This window comes from Kitasatospora sp. NBC_01539 (assembly GCF_045040525.1).
Taxonomy (GTDB): Bacteria; Actinomycetota; Actinomycetes; order Streptomycetales; family Streptomycetaceae; genus Kitasatospora.
Genome location: NZ_CP109390.1, coordinates 8,464,177 through 8,480,315, shown reverse-complemented (window position 1 = coordinate 8,480,315; position 16,139 = coordinate 8,464,177). Strand labels below are relative to the sequence as shown.

Genomic DNA, 16,139 nt, shown 5'->3' with positions numbered 1-16,139 from the left:
GCTCACGGCTCACGGCTCACGGCTCACGGTCGGGGTGCCACTCGACGAGGAGGACGGTCGCGTCGTCCCGCAGCCGGTGGTCGCGGTGGGTGAGGAGGGCGTGCACGAGGCGGCGCAGCGCCTCGGGGGCGGGATCGCCCGCCGCGGTCGTCCGGACGATGCTGTCGACGAGGCGCTGCTCGCCGAAGAGGTCTCCGCCGGCGGACCGGGCCTCGGTGACGCCGTCGGTGTGGATCAGGACCCGGTCGCCGGGCTGGAGCCGTGCCCGGTGGACGGGCGCGCGCCGGTGCTCGCCGATGCCGAGCGGCAGGTGGGCGGCGCGTTCCAGCGCGGCGGGGACGACGCGGCCCTCCCTGATCAGCAGCGGCGGCGGGTGGCCGCAGTTGACCCAGGTGAGTCGGCCGGTGGCGGTGTCGAGGTCCGCGAGGACGGCGGTGAGCAGCCGGTCGGGGATCCAGCGGGCGAGGGTGGTGTCGATCGCCTCGGCGATGTCGGCGAGCGAGCCGTCCGCCCGCCGGGTGGAGCGGCAGGCGGCGAGGGCGGCGGCGCTGGCACCGCCGGAGGCGAGGTCGTGTCCCATGGCGTCGACGACGGCCAGGTGGAGCGTGTCGCCGGCCAGGCTGTGGTCGAAGGCGTCACCGGCCACGTCGTAGGCGGGTTCGAGTACCGCGCTGGAGGTGACGTGCCGGGTGCCGATGGTGCGGGGCGGCACGAACGCCCACAGCAGTTCGGCCTGCAGGGTCATCGGGCGGGTGCGGACGGTACGGACGATCACGTCGCCGAAGGTGCCCTTGGAGACCAGGATCAGCGTCACGAGGGACGCCAGCGCGCGGGCGCGCTCCATCAGCACGCCGGCCGGCGCCCCGGCAGGCCCGGTGAAGCCGACGCGGAGCACGCCGATGCGCTCGATGCCGTCGATCAGCGGGATCCAGGCCGCCGGGGGCGGACCGGGAGCGATCCGGGTGTGCTCGGTGCGGTAGGCGCGGCCGGCGAGGGTGCCGTCCACGTCCATGGCCTCCGCCGGCACGCGCAGTTCCGGGGCCGGCAGGGGCACCAGCAGCCGCTGCTGGAGGTCCGCGAGGAACACCTCGGCGCCGGTCAGGCCGAGCGCCCGGCCCCACGCGGCCACCAGCCCGGGAAGGTCCTGCGGTGCGGCCTGGTGCGAGGCCTCCAGGGCGGTGGCCAGCACCGCGCCGAGCAGGCCGTCACCGCGGCCGGGGTCGGCGCCGTCCGCGGCGGGACCCGCGGTGCCCTGGGCCGGTCCGCCCATCCGCCCACCTCCGGGTGCCGGTCCCACGGCGCCGCCCGTGCGGCGCCCTCCGGCGACGCTACGTCGCCGCGGGCCTCCGCGCAGGGGAGGCCCGCGTACGGGGGCGGCGGTGCGCGCGGTCGCTCCTCCCCCGCGGCCTCCCCCGCGGCCTCCCCCGCCCCCTGCAACCTCCCCCCGCGACCTCGACGAATTCCGTCCGTGTCGTGTGGGAGGCCCGCAGGGCGGGAAGGCCCTCTGGGGGAGATCACCGTCGTCGGCCGCCCGGGGAACGCCATGAACAGTCCCGTCGCCACGGCCCCGCTGCACCGCAGCCTCAGCTTTCCGCAGCGTGCCGGGCCCCAGCACCTGCCTGCCGCTCTCGACTTCGTCCGGGAGACGCTGGCCGAGTGGCACCTGCCCCCGGCCTCGGAGGCGGAGAGCACCACCGCGCACGACGCGGTCCTGGTGACCGCGGAGCTGGTCACGAACGCCATCGAGCACGCGGCCGGCCCGCGGTGCCTCGACCTGGACCACCGCCACGGTCTGCTGCGGATCACCGTGACCGACCGGAGCACCGCCCGTCCGGTGCCGTACCGGCATCACGGCGCGTCCCGTACCGGCGGGCGCGGCCTGCACATCATCGGTGCGCTCACCGACCACTGGGGCACGATGCCGCTCCCGGGCGGGAAGACCGTCTGGGCCGAGATCCCGGTGACCGGTCCGCGGGGCGCCGCGGGCGGGTCCGGCCGACCGCCGCCGTCCTGAGCCGGGCGCGGCCGCCGGGCACGGTTCTGTACGCCCGTCCCACCCCGCCCCACAGCCCCGCAGTCCCGCAGTCCCGCCGCTTCGCCGCTCCATCACCCCCGCCCGACCCGTCCGTCCCGGTACCGCTCCGGCCGGTGTCCGGACCGCGCGTGCGGGTAGACGCGGTCGTGCGCCCGGCAGCGGGAGATTCCCGGCCGGGCCCGCCGGATCCGATCCGGGACGGAAGGAGTGGAGTCGATGTCGGGATTCGAGCTCGCCCTGGCGGTGGCCGCCGGAGTGGCGGTCACCGCCTTCCTGATCACGGCGTTCGTGGCAGGCCAGCGCCGCAGGAGCAAGGAGCCGCCACCGGTGCCGGTGCCCGGGGCTGCCGGTACCGGCCCCGGGGACCGTCCCTGGCGGACGCCCCGGCCGGACGACGGGTCGGCGCCCCGCACCCCGGGGAACACCGGCGACGGAACGGGATCGCGCCGGGCGTCGTAGCGCCGGAGGAACCTGCACGGCCTGCACGGAAGGAGGAGCCGTCATGCCACGCGGATCGAGTGCGAAGCGGGAACGGCAGTACGAGCACATCAGGGACAGCGCCCTCGGCCGGGGCGAGAGCGAGCAGCGGGCGGAGGAGATCGCCGCCCGGACGGTCAACAAGGAGCGGGCCCGGCACGGCGAGTCGCGGACCGCGAGCCGCAGCTCGGTCGAGGACATCTCCTCCGGCCGCCGGGGCGGCCTGCGCTCGCACTCCGGGGCGCAGGGGCCGACCTACGAGCAGCTCTACAACGAGGCCAGGCAACGCAACGTCAGGGGCCGCTCCACGATGAACAAGCAGCAGCTCGCCCGGGCCCTGGGGCACTGACCGCACCGGTCGCCCCGACCGCCGCCTGCGTCCGTCGGGGCCGGCACGGCACGTGGCGGCCGGAGGCTCCTCCCGGAGCCTCCGGCCGCCACCGCGTGCCGTGGAGCCTGCCCGTGCCCGCGACGGGGCCGGGCGGGTGTCAGCCCTGGGCTTCGGCCTCGGCCTCGATCTCCGCGTCGGCGACGGCGATCGCGATGCCGAGTGCGGAGGCGATGTTGCCGGCGGCCGTCATGACCCGCGCGGTGCCGACGATGGGGGCCACGGCCACCAGGACGTCCTGCAGCTGCGCGGAGGTCAGGCCGGCGCGGAGGGCGGGGTCGATGTGGGCAAGGTAGGAGATCGGCGGGGCGTCCGAGGCGGCGAGCGCGGCGATCCGGGTCAGGATGAGCATGTCCGGGGACAGCCCGCACCGCTCGATCGAGTCGATGGTCATGGCGGCGAGGGTGTCCAGGACAGGGGTGTCAGATGCGGTGGACATGTCGAACGACCTCCTGGTAGCAGGCTGCCGGCGCCCGGGACCGCTAGGGCCCGTCCGTAGGCGCCGGACACTTCGCTCACCGTAGGAGCCATCCCCGGCGGCCGCCCGGCGGCCGCCCGCCGCCCGGGGCGCGCGCGGCGGCGGTGGCACCGTCGGGGCGGTGCCGAGCCGGGCGGCACGGCCTCCCGGCGGCGGTGCCGCCCCGCACCTCCGGGCCTTCCCGGGTCATGACGCCCGCTCCCGGGACGGAGTCCGGCGCGGTTTCCGCGGACTGGGCTGTTCGGGTGCCGGACCCGGATCGTCACCCGGCGGCGACGGGCCCTCAGGGGGCGTTCCGCGGGCCGCGCCGGCGCTTCGGCGGACCTGCCGGCCTCCCGGTCCGTTTGACGGCCGTGCCGGCCGGGCGGACCGTAGCGGGTACCACCCGGCCGTCGGGGCGGGCCCCGCCCCGGCCCCGGGCGGCCTGCGGTCGGCGCCGTTCCCGGGTGTCCGGGCGCGCCGCGGTGCAGTGCGAGAGGACGTGGTCGGCGATGGCGGACAAGCGGGCCAAGCGGCTGGAGAAGTTCATCCGGCCGCTGCGCGTGGAGCCCGGCTCCGAGGTCGACCTGGAGCGGGATTTCGACCCCCGGTACCGGGGCGACCTGAGGAAGCGCGACAGCGCCGAACTCCTGCAGACCGGCGTCTCGCTGCTCGCCGAGTACCAGGCCCGGCTGGCCGCGCAGAACACCCACGGGGTGCTGCTCTGCCTCCAGGCCATCGACGCCGGCGGCAAGGACGGGACGATCCGTCACGTGATGAGCGGGGTGAACCCGCAGGGCGTCCACGTCAGCAGTTTCAAGGTGCCCTCCGCCGAGGAGCTCGACCACGACTACCTGTGGCGGTACGCCTGCCGGGTGCCGGCCCGCGGCGAGATCGGGATCTTCAACCGCTCGCACTACGAGGAGGTGCTGGTGGTGCGGGTGCACCCCGAGAACCTCGACCGGCAGCGGCTGCCCCCGGAGAGCCGGGGGCCCGGGATCTGGGAGCGCCGGTACCGGGAGATCAACGACTGGGAGCGCCACCTCACCGACAACGGGTTCGCGGTGGTCAAGATCTTCCTGAACCTGTCGCAGGAGGAGCAGCGCACCCGCTTCATGAAGCGGCTCGACCTGCCGGAGAAGAACTGGAAGTTCTCCGCGGCCGACATCCGCGAACGGCGCCGCTGGGACGACTACCGGGAGGCGTTCTCCGAGATGCTGTCGGCGACCAGCACCGCCTGGGCGCCGTGGTACGTCGTGCCCGCGGACCGCAAGTGGTTCGCGCGGATCGGCGCCGCGGCGATCCTGGCCCGCACGCTGATGACGATCGACCCGCAGTACCCGACGGTGGACGAGCGGGCGCGCAAGGAACTGCGGGCCGCCCGGCGCGAACTCGAGAAGCAGGCGCCCGTGGGCGCCGCGGCCGACCCGTACGCGGCCGGCCACCCGGAGAGCCGGCGACGCCGGTGACGGACGGCGGAGGTACCGGGATGACGGCGGAGCCGGATCCGGCGGGTGGACGGCCCGCCCGGGAGGCGTGGTGCACGCGGACCCCGGAGGACGTCGCCGCGCGGCTGGGTGTCGACCCGGCCGTCGGGCTGCCCGCCGTGCGGGCCGCCGAGCTGCTGGCGGCGGACGGGCCGAACGTGCTGCCGGAGGAGGAGCCGCCGCCGGGCTGGCGGCGCTTCCTGGAGCAGTACCGCAGCTACATGCAGATCATCCTGGTGGCCGCGGCCGTGGTGTCGATGGCGATCGGGCAGTGGAGCACCGGGATCCTGCTCGTCCTCCTGACCCTGCTCAACGCGGTGGTCGGGCTGCGTCAGGAGGGCAAGGCGGAGAGCGCGATGAACGCGCTCAGGTCGATGATGAAGGCGACCGCCCGGGTGCGGCGCGACGGCGTCGAGTCGGAGATCCCGGCGGAGCAGCTGGTGGTGGGCGACGTGGTGCTGGTCGCCGCCGGTGACCAGGTGCCCGCGGACGGGCGGATCGTCGCAGCGAGCGCCCTGCAGATCGACGAGTCGGCGCTGACCGGGGAGAGCGTCCCGGCCGCGAAGGACACCGCCACGCTGACCGTTGCGGATGCGGGACCCGGCGACCAGTCGAACATGGCGTTCATGAACACGCCGGTCACCCACGGCAGCGCGGTGCTGGTCGTCACCGCCACCGGCTCCGGCACCGAGCTGGGCCGGATCGCGGGGATGCTGTCGGCCACCGAGAAGGAGGAGTCGCCGCTCACCCGCGAGCTCAACACCCTGACCCTGTGGATCGCCGGGGCGGCCGGACTGACCATGGTCGTGATGTTCGTCCTCGGCCGGTCCCGCGGACAGGCCTGGGACGCCCTGTTCGTCAGCGCGGTGTCGCTGGCCATCGCGGCCATCCCGGAGGCGCTGCCCACCGTCACGCAGGTGATCCTCTCGTTCGGCAGCCTCAACCTGGCGAAGCGGAACGCGATCGTCAAGGAGCTGCCGTCGGTCGAGACGCTGGGGTTCACCTCGGCGATCAACTCCGACAAGACCGGCACCCTGACGATGAACCAGGTGACCGTCGTGGAGGTGCTGAGCCCCACGGACCGGTACACCGTCTCCGGCACCGGCTACGGCCTGGAGGGCAAGGTCCACCACGCGGCGGGCACCGCGGGCGGCATCGAGGACGCGGTGCTGCCGTACCTGATCGCGAGCGACACGAAACTGGTGGACGGCCGGGTCGTCGGCGATCCCACCGAGGGGGCGCTGCTGGTGCTCTGCCACAAGGCCGGCCTGGACATCGAGGGCACCCGCGAGCGGTTCCCACGCCTGGCCACCCTGCCGTTCGACCCCGACTACAAGCTGATGGCCACCTTCAACTCCGCCGTGGACGACGCGGGCCGCCCGGTGGTGCGCTGCTTCGTCAAGGGTGCGGCCCCCGCGGTGACGGCCCGGGCGACGACCGCGCTCGCCGCGGGAGCGGCCGTGCCGTGGGAGGGCGAGCCGAGCCGGCGCGCCGCAGAGCAGAGCGAGCGGATGGGCGGGGAGGGCCGCCGGGTGATGGCCGCGGCCTTCCGGGACCTGGATCCGGCCGTGTTCGACCCGGACGGCGACCTGCTCGCCCTGGTCACCGACCTGCGGATGACCAGCCTGGTCGGCATGGTCGACCCGCCGCGGGCGGAGTCGAAGGCCGCGGTGGAGAGCGCGCAGGCGGCGAACATCCGGGTCCGGATGGTGACCGGCGACGACGTCACGACCGGCGAGGCCATCGCCCGTCAGCTCGGCATCCCGGGGGAGGCCGTGCTCGGCGCCGACTTCGCGGCCATGTCGGAGGCCGAGCAGCTGGCCCGGATCGACGGCATCGGCGTGGTCGGCCGGGTCGCGCCCGAGCACAAGGTGCTCCTCGCGGCGACGCTGAAGAAGAAGGGCGAGGTCGTGGCGATGACCGGCGACGGTGTCAACGACGCGCCCGCCATCAAGGCCGCCGACATCGGCATCGCCATGGGCAGCGGCACGGACGTCGCGAAGAACGCCGCCCGGATGGTCCTCTCGGACGACAACTTCGCCACGATCGTCTACGCCGTGGCGGAGGGCCGGAAGCTCTACGACAACCTCACCAAGTACATCCGGTTCGTCCTGCTGCTGCTGGTCACGTTCGTGCTGACGTTCCTCGGCGCGACGATTCTCAACATCGCGGCCGGCGAGCCCTTCACGCCGCCGCAGGTGCTGTGGATCCACTTCGTGGTGAACGCGCCGTTCGGCTTCGCGCTCGGCTTCGACCAGGAGAGCCCGGGCCTCATGCGGCGCACTCCGCGCCCGCGCGGCGAGTCCGTCCTGACGAGGCCGGTCGTGACCACGGTCGCGCTGAGCGGGATCGTCGTGACGGCCCTCCTGATCGGGCTGATCAAGCTGGGCGAGTGGCGCTACGACAGTGCCCCGGTGGGCAACTCGATCGCGTTCACGGCGTTCGCGCTCTGCCTGATCGTGGCCGCGTTCGAGTGCCGCAGCGACACCGCGTCCGCGCTGACGCCGACGACCTTCGACAGCAAGCAGATGAACCGGGCAGCCCTCGGCGAGTTCGTGCTGGCCGTACTGGTGACCCAGACGGACGCACTCCGCCACATCCTGGGCACCACCCGGCTGACCGTCCAGCAGTTCGGCTGGGCGCTGCTCGCCGCCGTGGTGCTGCTGGTGCTCTGGGAAACCGGCAAGTACCTGGCGCGACGCCCGGCGGCGGCGTGAGCGGCGCCGCACACCGCGCCGTCGGAGGGTCCGCCGTGCGTCGGCCCGCGCCCTCCCGGGTTCGGCCCGGGCCGCCGGAAGTGACAGGATGGGGGTCATGAACAACGTCTACTTCGACATCACCATCAACGGCGAGGCCGCCGGTCGCATCGTCTTCAAGCTCTTCGACGACGTCGTACCCGACACCGCCCGGAACTTCCGCGAGCTCGCCACCGGCCAGCACGGCTTCGGCTACGCCGGCTCGCCCTTCCACCGCGTCATCCCCGGCTTCATGCTTCAGGGCGGCGACTTCACCCGCCGCAACGGCACGGGCGGCAAGAGCATCTACGGCGAGAAGTTCAAGGACGAGAACTTCCAGCTGAAGCACGACCGCCCGTTCCTGCTGTCGATGGCGAACGCGGGCCGCAACACCAACGGCTCGCAGTTCTTCATCACCACCGTCGTCACCTCGTGGCTCGACGGCAAGCACGTCGTCTTCGGCGAGGTCGTCGAGGGCAGCGACCTCGTCCAGAAGATCGAGTCGCTCGGTTCGCAGTCCGGCGCCACCTCGGCCACCATCGAGGTCGGCGCTTCCGGCGTCGTCGAGAGCTGATCCTCCCGCCCGTGCCCGGGGATCTCCCCGGGCACGGCGGCTCCGTCCCCGCGCGGTGAAGACTCCCGCGCGGTGAAGACCCCCGCGCGGTGCGGGAGTCACGTGTGTCCCCGTGTGTCCCCGCGTGCCACCTTCCGCGGGGCCGCGGTTCGGCCGGGCCGGTGCGGTCACGTCCACCGGTCGGGTACGTCATCGAGTGCCGATGAACAGTCCGGACACGACCCGTAGGGCCCCTGCAGCGGGCGGTGCGGCCGCCCTGGCGCCCGGCCGCCCCGGCCCCGTCGCCGGGCCAACTCCCCCGGAACCGCGTCCGATCCGCCGACGGCCCGCGCCGCGGCGGTCCCCGTGCCCGCCGTCACCGCCCCGGTCGCCCTGCCCGCCTGCCGTACGTGCAGGTCGGGAGCCCTGTCCCCCCGCGCCGGACCACCGCCGACGTGGGGCGGGTCCGACGGGCCGTCAGCGGCGCGGACCGCCGCCGCCAAGTACCTGTCAGGTCAGGACCGTTGACAAAGTCGTCACCCCGTAGAAACATTCCAGCTCGGCAGTGCAAAAGATCGACCAAGTCATGCAAAAGACTTTCACATGGACTGCCGATCCTCGCCACATCCGTGTCAGGCGGCCGGCGAGACCCGCCACCGTCCTCGGCGCAACCGGTACGCGCCCCGACTGCCCCGCTCCCCCGTCGCCCCGTGCGCCGTCGGGCTGCGGGCGCCGAACCGCGTCCGGATGCCCCCGATCACGAACAAGAGGATCTGATGAGTTGGAAACACCAGGGCTGGCGGCTGATCGCCGGCACGGTGGTCGCCGGACTGCTCGCGGTGGGACTGGTACCCGCGAACGCCGCCGCGGCGCAGGGACCCAACCTCGCTCTCGGTAAGCCCGTCACCGCCAGCGGGGCCAACGGCGGCTACCCGGCCGGCAACGTCACCGACGGCAGCCAGGCGTCCTACTGGGAGAGCCCCACGGGCGCGTTCCCGCAGTGGCTGCAGGTCGACCTCGGCAGCAGCGTCGCCGTCAACGAGGTGGCCCTGAAGCTGCCGTCCTCGTGGGGAGCCCGCAACGAGACGCTCAGCGTGCTCGGCAGCACCGACGGCAGCACCTTCGGCACCCTCGCCGGGTCGGCCGCCCGCACGTTCGACCCGGCCGCCACCAACACCGTCAGCCTGCCGTTCACCGCCTCCACCGTCCGGTACGTCCGGATCCAGGTGACCGGCAACACCGGCTGGAACGCCGCCCAGCTCTCCGAGGTGGAGATCTACGGCACGGGCGGCGGCGGGGGCCCGGTCGACCCGCCGGTCAACGGCTCGAACCTGGCGCGCAACAAGCCGATCGAGGCCTCGTCGACCACGCAGACCTACACCGCGGCCAACGCCGTCGACGACAGCGTCAGCACGTACTGGGAGTCCGCAGGGTTCCCGTCGACGCTCACCGTGAAGCTCGGCTCCAACGCCGACGTCGAGGGCGTGGTCGTCAAGCTCAACCCCGACCCCGCCTGGGGTGCCAGGACGCAGGCGATCCAGGTCGAGGGCCGGGAGCAGTCCGCGACCGCCTTCACCTCGCTGCGCGCACGGGCCGACTACGTGTTCAGCCCGGGCGGCCAGAACACCGTGACGATCCCGGCGACCGGCCGCTACGCCGACGTCCGGCTCACGTTCTTCTCCAACACCGGTGCGCCCGGCGCGCAGGTCGCCGAGCTCCAGGTGATCGGGTCCGCGGCCCCCAACCCGGATCTCACCGTCACCGACCTCGTGTGGTCGCCCACCGCCCCGACCGAGGCGGACGACGTCACCGTCAACGCGACGGTGCGCAACGCCGGCACCGCCGCCTCCCCGGCGACGACCGTCAACGTCAGCCTCGAAGGCGTCGTCGCCGGCTCGGCCTCCGTGGGCGCCCTGGCCGCCGGCGCCTCGACGACCGTCGCGGTCGCCGTCGGCAAGCGCCCGATGGGCAGCTACACCGTCTCCGCGGTCGTCGACCCCACCGACACCGTCACCGAGCAGGACAACTCCAACAACAGCCGGACGGGCTCCGCGAAGCTCGCCGTCTCCCAGAGTCCCGGCCCCGACCTGACGGTCACCGGCATCGCCACCAACCCGGCCTCCCCGGCCGTGGGGGCGTCCGTCGGCTTCACCGTGGCCGTGCAGAACCGCGGCACCACCGGTGTCGCCGCCGGTTCGGTCACCCGCCTGGTCGTGGGCACCACCACGCTGAACGGCACCACGGGCGCCATCGCCGCCGGTGCGACCGCCCAGGTGCCGATCACCGGCACCTGGACCGCCGCCAGCGGTGGCGCCACGCTCACCGCCACCGCGGACGCGACCGGCGTCGTCGCCGAGACCAACGAGAACAACAACGTGTTCGCCCGCTCGGTCGTCGTCGGCCGCGGTGCCGCGCTGCCGTACACCGAGTACGAGGCGGAGGACGCCCAGTACAACGGTGTCCTGCTGCAGTCGGACCAGAAGCGCACGTTCGGCCACACCAACTTCGCGACCGAGTCGTCCGGCCGCCGGTCGGTGCAGCTCAACTCCTCCGGCCAGTACGTGGAGTTCACCTCCACCAACGCCGCCAACTCGATCGTCGTGCGCAACTCGATCCCGGACGCCGCGAACGGCGGCGGCCAGTCGGCGACGATCAGCCTCTACGTCAACGGCACCTTCAACCGGAAGCTGACGCTGTCCTCCAAGCACAGCTGGCTGTACGGCAGCACCGACAGCCCCGAGGGCCTCACCAACACGCCGGGCGGCGACGCCCGTCGGCTGTTCGACGAGTCCAACGCCCTGCTGCCGCAGTCGTACCCGGCGGGCACGAAGTTCCGCCTCCAGCGGGACGCCGGTGACAGCGCCGCCTTCTACATCATCGACCTCGTCGACCTGGAGCAGGTCGCCCCGGCGCTCTCCCAGCCGGCCGGCTGCACCTCGATCACCGCGTACGGCGCCGTGCCCAACGACGGCCTCGACGACACGGACGCCATCCAGCGGGCCGTGACGGCCGACCAGAAGGGCGAGATCGGCTGCGTGTGGATCCCCGCCGGCCAGTGGCGGCAGGAGCAGAAGATCCTGACCGACGACCCGCTGAACCGCGGCCAGTTCAACCAGGTCGGCATCCGCGACGTGACGATCCGCGGCGCGGGCATGTGGCACACCCAGCTCTACACGCTGACCGCGCCGCAGGACGCGGGCGGCATCAACCACCCGCACGAGGGCAACTTCGGCTTCGACATCGACGACAACACCCAGATCTCCGACATCGCGATCTTCGGCTCGGGCACGATCCGCGGCGGTGACGGCAACGCCGAGGGCGGTGTCGGCCTCAACGGCCGGTTCGGCAAGAACACGAAGATCAGCAACGTCTGGATCGAGCACGCCAACGTCGCCGTCTGGGTCGGCCGCGACTACGACAACATCCCCGCGCTCTGGGGCCCGGCCGACGGCCTCGAGTTCACCGGCATGCGCATCCGCGACACCTACGCCGACGGCATCAACTTCGCCAACAGCACGCGCAACTCGACCGTCTTCAACTCCTCCTTCCGCACCACCGGCGACGACTCGCTCGCCGTCTGGTCCAACAAGGCCGTGAAGGACCAGTCGGTCGACATCGGTCACGACAACCACTTCCGCAACAACACGATCCAGCTGCCGTGGCGCGCCAACGGCATCGCGGTGTACGGCGGTTACGGCAACACCATCGAGAACAACATCGTCTCCGACACGATGAACTACCCGGGCATCATGCTGGCGACCGACCACGACCCGCTGCCCTTCTCCGGGCAGACGCTCATCGCCAACAACGCCCTGTACCGCACGGGCGGCGCCTTCTGGGGCGAGCAGCAGGAGTTCGGGGCCATCACCCTGTTCGCCTCCTCGCAGGACATCACCGGCGTCACCATCCGCGACACCGACATCTACGACTCCACCTACGACGGCATCCAGTTCAAGACCGGCGGCGGCTCCATGCCGAACGTCCAGGTCAGCAACGTCCGCATCGACCGGTCCCTCAACGGATCGGGCATCCTCGCCCACGGCGGCGCCCGCGGCTCCGCCACGCTGACCAACGTCACCATCACCAACTCGGCCCAGGGCAACGTGCTGATCGAGCCCGGATCCCAGTTCGTGATCACCGGGACGCCGAACCCCTAGCACCGGCACCGGCACCGGCACCGGCACCACCGTCCCGGCCGCCACGGCCGCCGGGACACCCCGCAGTCCGGCACCGGACGGACCGGGCCCCCGCGACCGTGGTACTCCCACCCACGGCCGCGGGGGCCCGCGGCGTTCCCGGCGGACGGCGGTCCGGTCAGCGCGGCAGTCCGGCCCCCGGTCGGCGCGGTACCCCGGTCAGCGCGGCATGCGGTCCGACCGCGGCTCCGGCAGCCGGAGTTCGGCGACCGCCCCGCCGTCGGGATGGTTGCGCAGCACCAGGTCGATGCCGAGGGACTCCGCGTGGCCCTGGGCGATGGTCAGGCCCAGCCCGTGCCCGCGGCCGCGTTCCCGCGCACCGGTACGGAAGCGCTGCGGGCCGTCCTGCAGGATCCCCTCCGGGTACCCCGGCCCGTGGTCGCGGACGGTGACGACCGGCCCGTCCACCCGCACCGCGACCGGCGGCAGGCCGTGCCGGTGGGCGTTGGCCACGAGGTTGGCCAGCACCCGGTCGAGGCGGCGCGGGTCGGTGGTCACCACCGCGTCCACCGTGACGTCGACCGCGACCGGCCGCGCGGCGGCCGCCGCCGTCCGGGCCACCAGCGGGGCCAGCGGAAGGTCGGCGAGGTCGGGCGGGTCCGCGCGCGCGTCCAGGCGGGAGACCTCCAGCAGGTCCTCGGTGAGGTCGCGCAGCGCGCGGACCCGGTCGCGCACCAGCTCGGTGGGACGGCCGTCCGGCAGGAGTTCGGAGGCGGTGAGGAGACCGGTCAGCGGGGTGCGCAGCTCATGGGCGACGTCCGCGGTGAAGCGCTGCTCGCCCTCCAGTCTGCGCCGTAGCGCGGCGGCCATGGAGTCGACGGCGGCGGCCAGTTCGGCGACCTCGTCGCGGGGGCGGCCGAGCGGGCCGATCCGGGCGTCGAGGTCGCCGCCCGCGATGGTGCGGGCGGTGCGGGCCGCGGTGCGCAGCCGTGCGCTGATCCGGTCGGCGGCGAGGACGCCGGCGAGCACGGTGACGGCGACGGACAGCGCGGCGGCGATCTGCACGGCGCGGTCGAGTTCGGCGACGGCCCGCTCGTCCCCGGCGAAGTCGATCCGGACGGAGACGGTGTGGCCGTCCGCGCGGGCCGCGGCCCACAGGGCGGTGCCGTCCGGGCCGGGGCCGAGGGTGGATCCCTGTCGGCCGCGCTCCGCGAGGGCGCGCAGGTCGGCGGGGACGGCCGGGTCGTCCAGCGCCGCGTGCCAGCCTCCGACGAGTTCGCCGGTGCGGTCGTAGCCGGTGAGGGCCGCGTCGAGGGCGGCCTCGGCGGAGGTGCGGGCCTGGTCGGTGTGCTGGCGCACGGAGGCCCGGTGGACCAGGAGGGCGACGGTGAGGGCGACGAGGCACGACACGAGGGCGATGACGGCCGCGATCTGGCGGCGGAGCGTCACGGGACGCGCCGCAGGCGGTAGCCGAATCCCCGGACGGTCTCGATCCGGCCGGTGCCGATCTTGGCGCGGAGGCGCTGCACGTGGACGTCCACGACGCGGCTGTCCGCGTCCCAGGCGTAGTCCCACACGCGGGAGAGCAGGGTCTGACGCTCCATCAGGACGCCGGGTGCGGCGGTGAACTCCAGCAGGAGCCGGAGCTCCGTCGGGGTGAGCGGCACCGGCAGGCCGGCCACCCGGACCTCCATGGCGTCGGTGTCGACCTCCAGGTCGTCGATCACCCGCACCGCGGACCGGTGGGGCTGCCCGGCGGCGGACGCGGTGTCCGGGGCGGGCCCGGCGGCGGGCCCGGTGCGGCGCAGGACGGTGCGGATCCTGGCCACCAGCACGGCGATCTCGAACGGCTTGACCACGTAGTCGTCCGCGCCGGCCTCCAGCCCGGAGACGACGTCGACGGGTTCGGTGCGCGCCGACATCATGAGGACCGGCAGCGGGCTCTCCTCCCGGACGCGGCGGCACAGGCCGACCCCGTCGAGGAGGGGGAGCATGACGTCGATCAGCATCAGGTCGGGCTGCCGGGTGCGGAAGGCCTCCAGGCCCTCCAGTCCGTCGGCGGCGGTGTCGACGGGGAAGCCGTAGCGTTCGAGGGCCATCTGGGTGGCTTCGCGGATCACCTCGTCGTCCTCGACGAGCAGGATGCGCGGCATCGGCGGGGGCGCGGCGGTCATCGGCGCCCCGTCGCGGTCGGCACGACGAGGACGGAGGACTCCGCGCGGCCGGGCGGCTCCGTCGCGCCGGGGCCGGCGGCGGGCCGGGCGCTGGGTGCGGCGGTCTTCCCGGCCGGGGCGGCCGGCCGCGGCTCCGGAACGGCGGTGGGGCAGGCGGGTGCGCCGTCGTCGGGGCCGGTGGAGGTGATCCGGCGGTCGGCGAACGCCATCCGGACCGCGTTCCAGCGGTAGGTGCTGCTGGTCCGGGCGAGCGGCCCGGTCGGCTCGTGGACGACGAGGTCGCGGCCGACGGTGTCGGCGGTGAAGCCGGCGAGGGCCGTGACCGACAGCACGGGCACGATGCCGCCGCCGCGTTCGGTGTAGACGTGGAGGACGGCCTGGCCCTCGCCGGAGTCGCGGTCGGGCATGACCACGGCGGTGATGAGTTCGGGGCGGCCGTCGCCGCTGAGGTCGCGGTACTGGGCGGGCTGGACCGTGCAGCCGGTGCAACTGCCGCTCAGCGCACGGTGTTCGAGGTCGGTGAGCCCGGGGTCGTGCGCGAGGACGGCGGGCGCGCCGAGCGCGCCGAGGCCCCCGGCCGGGGCGGTGAGGGAGGGCAGCGGCTCCGGCGGCGGCCGGTCCGCCGTGGGCTGCGGGGTGGCCTGGGCGGACGTGGCGGCGGCCGGCCACAGCGCCAGCGGGCTCGGGTGCGCGGCGATCGGCCGGGCGGGGCCGGCGTCGTGCAGCGGGCCGGGGGTGCCGCAGCCGGTGAGCAGCACGGCGGTGGCGAGGGCGGCGGCGACGGCCGCGGCGGTGCGGGCCGTGTACCGCGCGAGGGCGGTGGGGCGGGTCCGTGTCCTCACGCGGAGCGGGGCCTTTCGGTCGGCCGCACCGGAGGGGCGGCAGGGGTGGCGGGTCGGCAGGGCGGCGGGGTCGGCGGTCTGGCGGGGTCGGCGGTCTGGCGGGTCGGCAGGGTGGTGGGTCAGCGGCTTGGCGGGGTCGGCTGTCAGTCTGCACCACGGGCGGCGGGCGCTCGCCCGCCGCCCGCTCACACCGTCCCGGCCAGGTCCGCCAGCACGACGATGTTGTCGCTGTAGTGCCCGTCGCCGCCCAGCGTGCCCCCGCAGGTGATCAGCCTGAGCTGCGGGTCGGGGGTGTCCCCGTACACCAGCTCGGTGGGGAACGCCGTCTTCCTGAACTGCCCGCTCGACCGCACCCGGTAGGAGACGGTGCGGCCGTCCCGGCGGACGACGTCGATGCGGTCGCCGGGGTGCAGCTCCGGGATGCGGTGGAACACCGCGGGGCCCTTGCGGGTGTCGTAGTGGCCGAGCAGGACGGCCGGGCCGCGGCTGCCCGGCGCGGCACCGTCGCGGTACCAGCCGACCAGGGCGGGCCGGTCCAGCGGTGGCACCTCGACGGTGCCGTCGGTGTTCAGGCCGACGGAGCCGACTTCCGCGTCCACGCCGATCCGGGGGATCAGCAGGCGCACCGGCGGCGAGGCCGGGAGTCCGGGCCGGGGGGTGGCGGCCGGGTCCGGCGGGGCCGCGGCGCGGGCCGGGTCCGCGCCGTTGCCGGTGCCGTTGTCGGTGCCGGTGATCCGGACCGGGGTGCGGTCCGGGGCCTCGCCGAGCGCGACCGTCCCGAGGCCGAGGACGAGGGCCAGCGCGCCGACCGACGCGGCCGGCACCCACGAGGGGCGCCGGCCGCGCCGGTTCCGG

13 protein-coding genes are annotated in these 16,139 nt (G+C 74.3%); 7 read left to right on the top strand and 6 right to left on the bottom strand.

The genetic code is table 11. The features are described 5' to 3' along the window. Positions 1-16 precede the first annotated feature (16 nt). Entirely contained in the window at positions 17-1,270 is a 1,254-nt protein-coding gene (locus tag OG335_RS36745; protein ID WP_405009540.1) for a PP2C family protein-serine/threonine phosphatase, read from the bottom strand. Positions 1,271-1,543: 273 nt separating this feature from the next. Here OG335_RS36745 and OG335_RS36740 point away from each other — a divergent pair, with 273 nt between their 5' ends. The 3 genes from OG335_RS36740 (at position 1,544) to OG335_RS36730 (ending at position 2,861) form a co-directional block, all read left to right on the top strand. Further along, positions 1,544-2,014, top strand: a complete 471-nt coding sequence (locus OG335_RS36740; protein WP_405009541.1) for an ATP-binding protein — start codon at positions 1,544-1,546, stop codon at positions 2,012-2,014. Between the two features lie 237 nt (positions 2,015-2,251). Next, positions 2,252-2,494, top strand: coding sequence for a hypothetical protein (locus OG335_RS36735; RefSeq protein ID WP_405009542.1), 243 nt, complete (start codon positions 2,252-2,254; stop codon positions 2,492-2,494). 43 nt (positions 2,495-2,537) lie between these two features. Beyond that, positions 2,538-2,861 carry a plasmid stabilization protein gene (locus OG335_RS36730; protein ID WP_405009543.1) on the top strand — a complete coding sequence of 108 codons (324 nt, stop codon included), beginning with the start codon at positions 2,538-2,540 and terminating at the stop codon, positions 2,859-2,861. 139 nt (positions 2,862-3,000) lie between these two features. On the opposite strand, the gene OG335_RS36725 is transcribed toward OG335_RS36730, so the two are convergent. Continuing rightward, on the bottom strand, positions 3,001-3,339 hold the full coding sequence (locus tag OG335_RS36725; RefSeq protein ID WP_405009544.1) for a carboxymuconolactone decarboxylase family protein: 339 nt from the start codon (positions 3,337-3,339) through the stop codon (positions 3,001-3,003). Positions 3,340-3,869: 530 nt separating this feature from the next. Here OG335_RS36725 and OG335_RS36720 point away from each other — a divergent pair. The 4 genes from OG335_RS36720 (at position 3,870) to OG335_RS36705 (ending at position 12,289) form a co-directional block, all read left to right on the top strand. Next, on the top strand, positions 3,870-4,826 hold the full coding sequence (locus OG335_RS36720) for a polyphosphate kinase 2 family protein (protein WP_405009545.1): 957 nt from the start codon (positions 3,870-3,872) through the stop codon (positions 4,824-4,826). Positions 4,827-4,846: 20 nt separating this feature from the next. After that, positions 4,847-7,561, top strand: a complete 2,715-nt coding sequence (locus OG335_RS36715; protein ID WP_405009546.1) for a cation-translocating P-type ATPase — start codon at positions 4,847-4,849, stop codon at positions 7,559-7,561. 97 nt (positions 7,562-7,658) lie between these two features. Continuing rightward, a complete protein-coding gene (locus OG335_RS36710; protein ID WP_405009547.1) occupies positions 7,659-8,153 on the top strand; it encodes a peptidylprolyl isomerase in 495 nt (164 codons plus the stop codon). Positions 8,154-8,908: 755 nt separating this feature from the next. Then, a complete protein-coding gene (locus tag OG335_RS36705) occupies positions 8,909-12,289 on the top strand; it encodes a CARDB domain-containing protein (protein WP_405009548.1) in 3,381 nt (1,126 codons plus the stop codon). A 198-nt stretch (positions 12,290-12,487) separates the two neighbouring features. On the opposite strand, the gene OG335_RS36700 is transcribed toward OG335_RS36705, so the two are convergent. From OG335_RS36700 to OG335_RS36685, 4 genes are all read right to left on the bottom strand, one after another. Further along, positions 12,488-13,717 carry a sensor histidine kinase gene (locus tag OG335_RS36700; protein WP_405009549.1) on the bottom strand — a complete coding sequence of 410 codons (1,230 nt, stop codon included), beginning with the start codon at positions 13,715-13,717 and terminating at the stop codon, positions 12,488-12,490. Beyond that, positions 13,714-14,442 carry a two-component system response regulator CseB gene (gene cseB / locus OG335_RS36695; RefSeq protein ID WP_405009550.1) on the bottom strand — a complete coding sequence of 243 codons (729 nt, stop codon included), beginning with the start codon at positions 14,440-14,442 and terminating at the stop codon, positions 13,714-13,716. The genes OG335_RS36700 and cseB overlap by 4 nt, the downstream gene beginning before the upstream one ends. Beyond that, positions 14,439-15,284, bottom strand: coding sequence for a hypothetical protein (locus OG335_RS36690; protein ID WP_405009551.1), 846 nt, complete (start codon positions 15,282-15,284; stop codon positions 14,439-14,441). Before OG335_RS36690 ends, cseB begins: the two co-directional genes overlap by 4 nt. Positions 15,285-15,469: 185 nt before the next feature. After that, positions 15,470-16,108 (bottom strand): class F sortase, encoded by a 639-nt coding sequence (locus OG335_RS36685; protein WP_405009552.1) that lies wholly within the window; start codon positions 16,106-16,108, stop codon positions 15,470-15,472. Positions 16,109-16,139: the final 31 nt, after the last annotated feature.

Bases quoted from the DNA above. Each gene is read 5' to 3' on its own strand.
- OG335_RS36745 (WP_405009540.1), bottom strand. From the start codon at position 1,270: ATGGGCGGACCGGCCCAGGGCACCGCGGGTCCCGCCGCGGACGGCGCC.
- OG335_RS36740 (WP_405009541.1), top strand. From the start codon at position 1,544: ATGAACAGTCCCGTCGCCACGGCCCCGCTGCACCGCAGCCTCAGCTTT.
- OG335_RS36735 (WP_405009542.1), top strand. From the start codon at position 2,252: ATGTCGGGATTCGAGCTCGCCCTGGCGGTGGCCGCCGGAGTGGCGGTC.
- OG335_RS36730 (WP_405009543.1), top strand. From the start codon at position 2,538: ATGCCACGCGGATCGAGTGCGAAGCGGGAACGGCAGTACGAGCACATC.
- OG335_RS36725 (WP_405009544.1), bottom strand. From the start codon at position 3,339: ATGTCCACCGCATCTGACACCCCTGTCCTGGACACCCTCGCCGCCATG.
- OG335_RS36720 (WP_405009545.1), top strand. From the start codon at position 3,870: ATGGCGGACAAGCGGGCCAAGCGGCTGGAGAAGTTCATCCGGCCGCTG.
- OG335_RS36715 (WP_405009546.1), top strand. From the start codon at position 4,847: ATGACGGCGGAGCCGGATCCGGCGGGTGGACGGCCCGCCCGGGAGGCG.
- OG335_RS36710 (WP_405009547.1), top strand. From the start codon at position 7,659: ATGAACAACGTCTACTTCGACATCACCATCAACGGCGAGGCCGCCGGT.
- OG335_RS36705 (WP_405009548.1), top strand. From the start codon at position 8,909: ATGAGTTGGAAACACCAGGGCTGGCGGCTGATCGCCGGCACGGTGGTC.
- cseB (WP_405009550.1), bottom strand. From the start codon at position 14,442: ATGACCGCCGCGCCCCCGCCGATGCCGCGCATCCTGCTCGTCGAGGAC.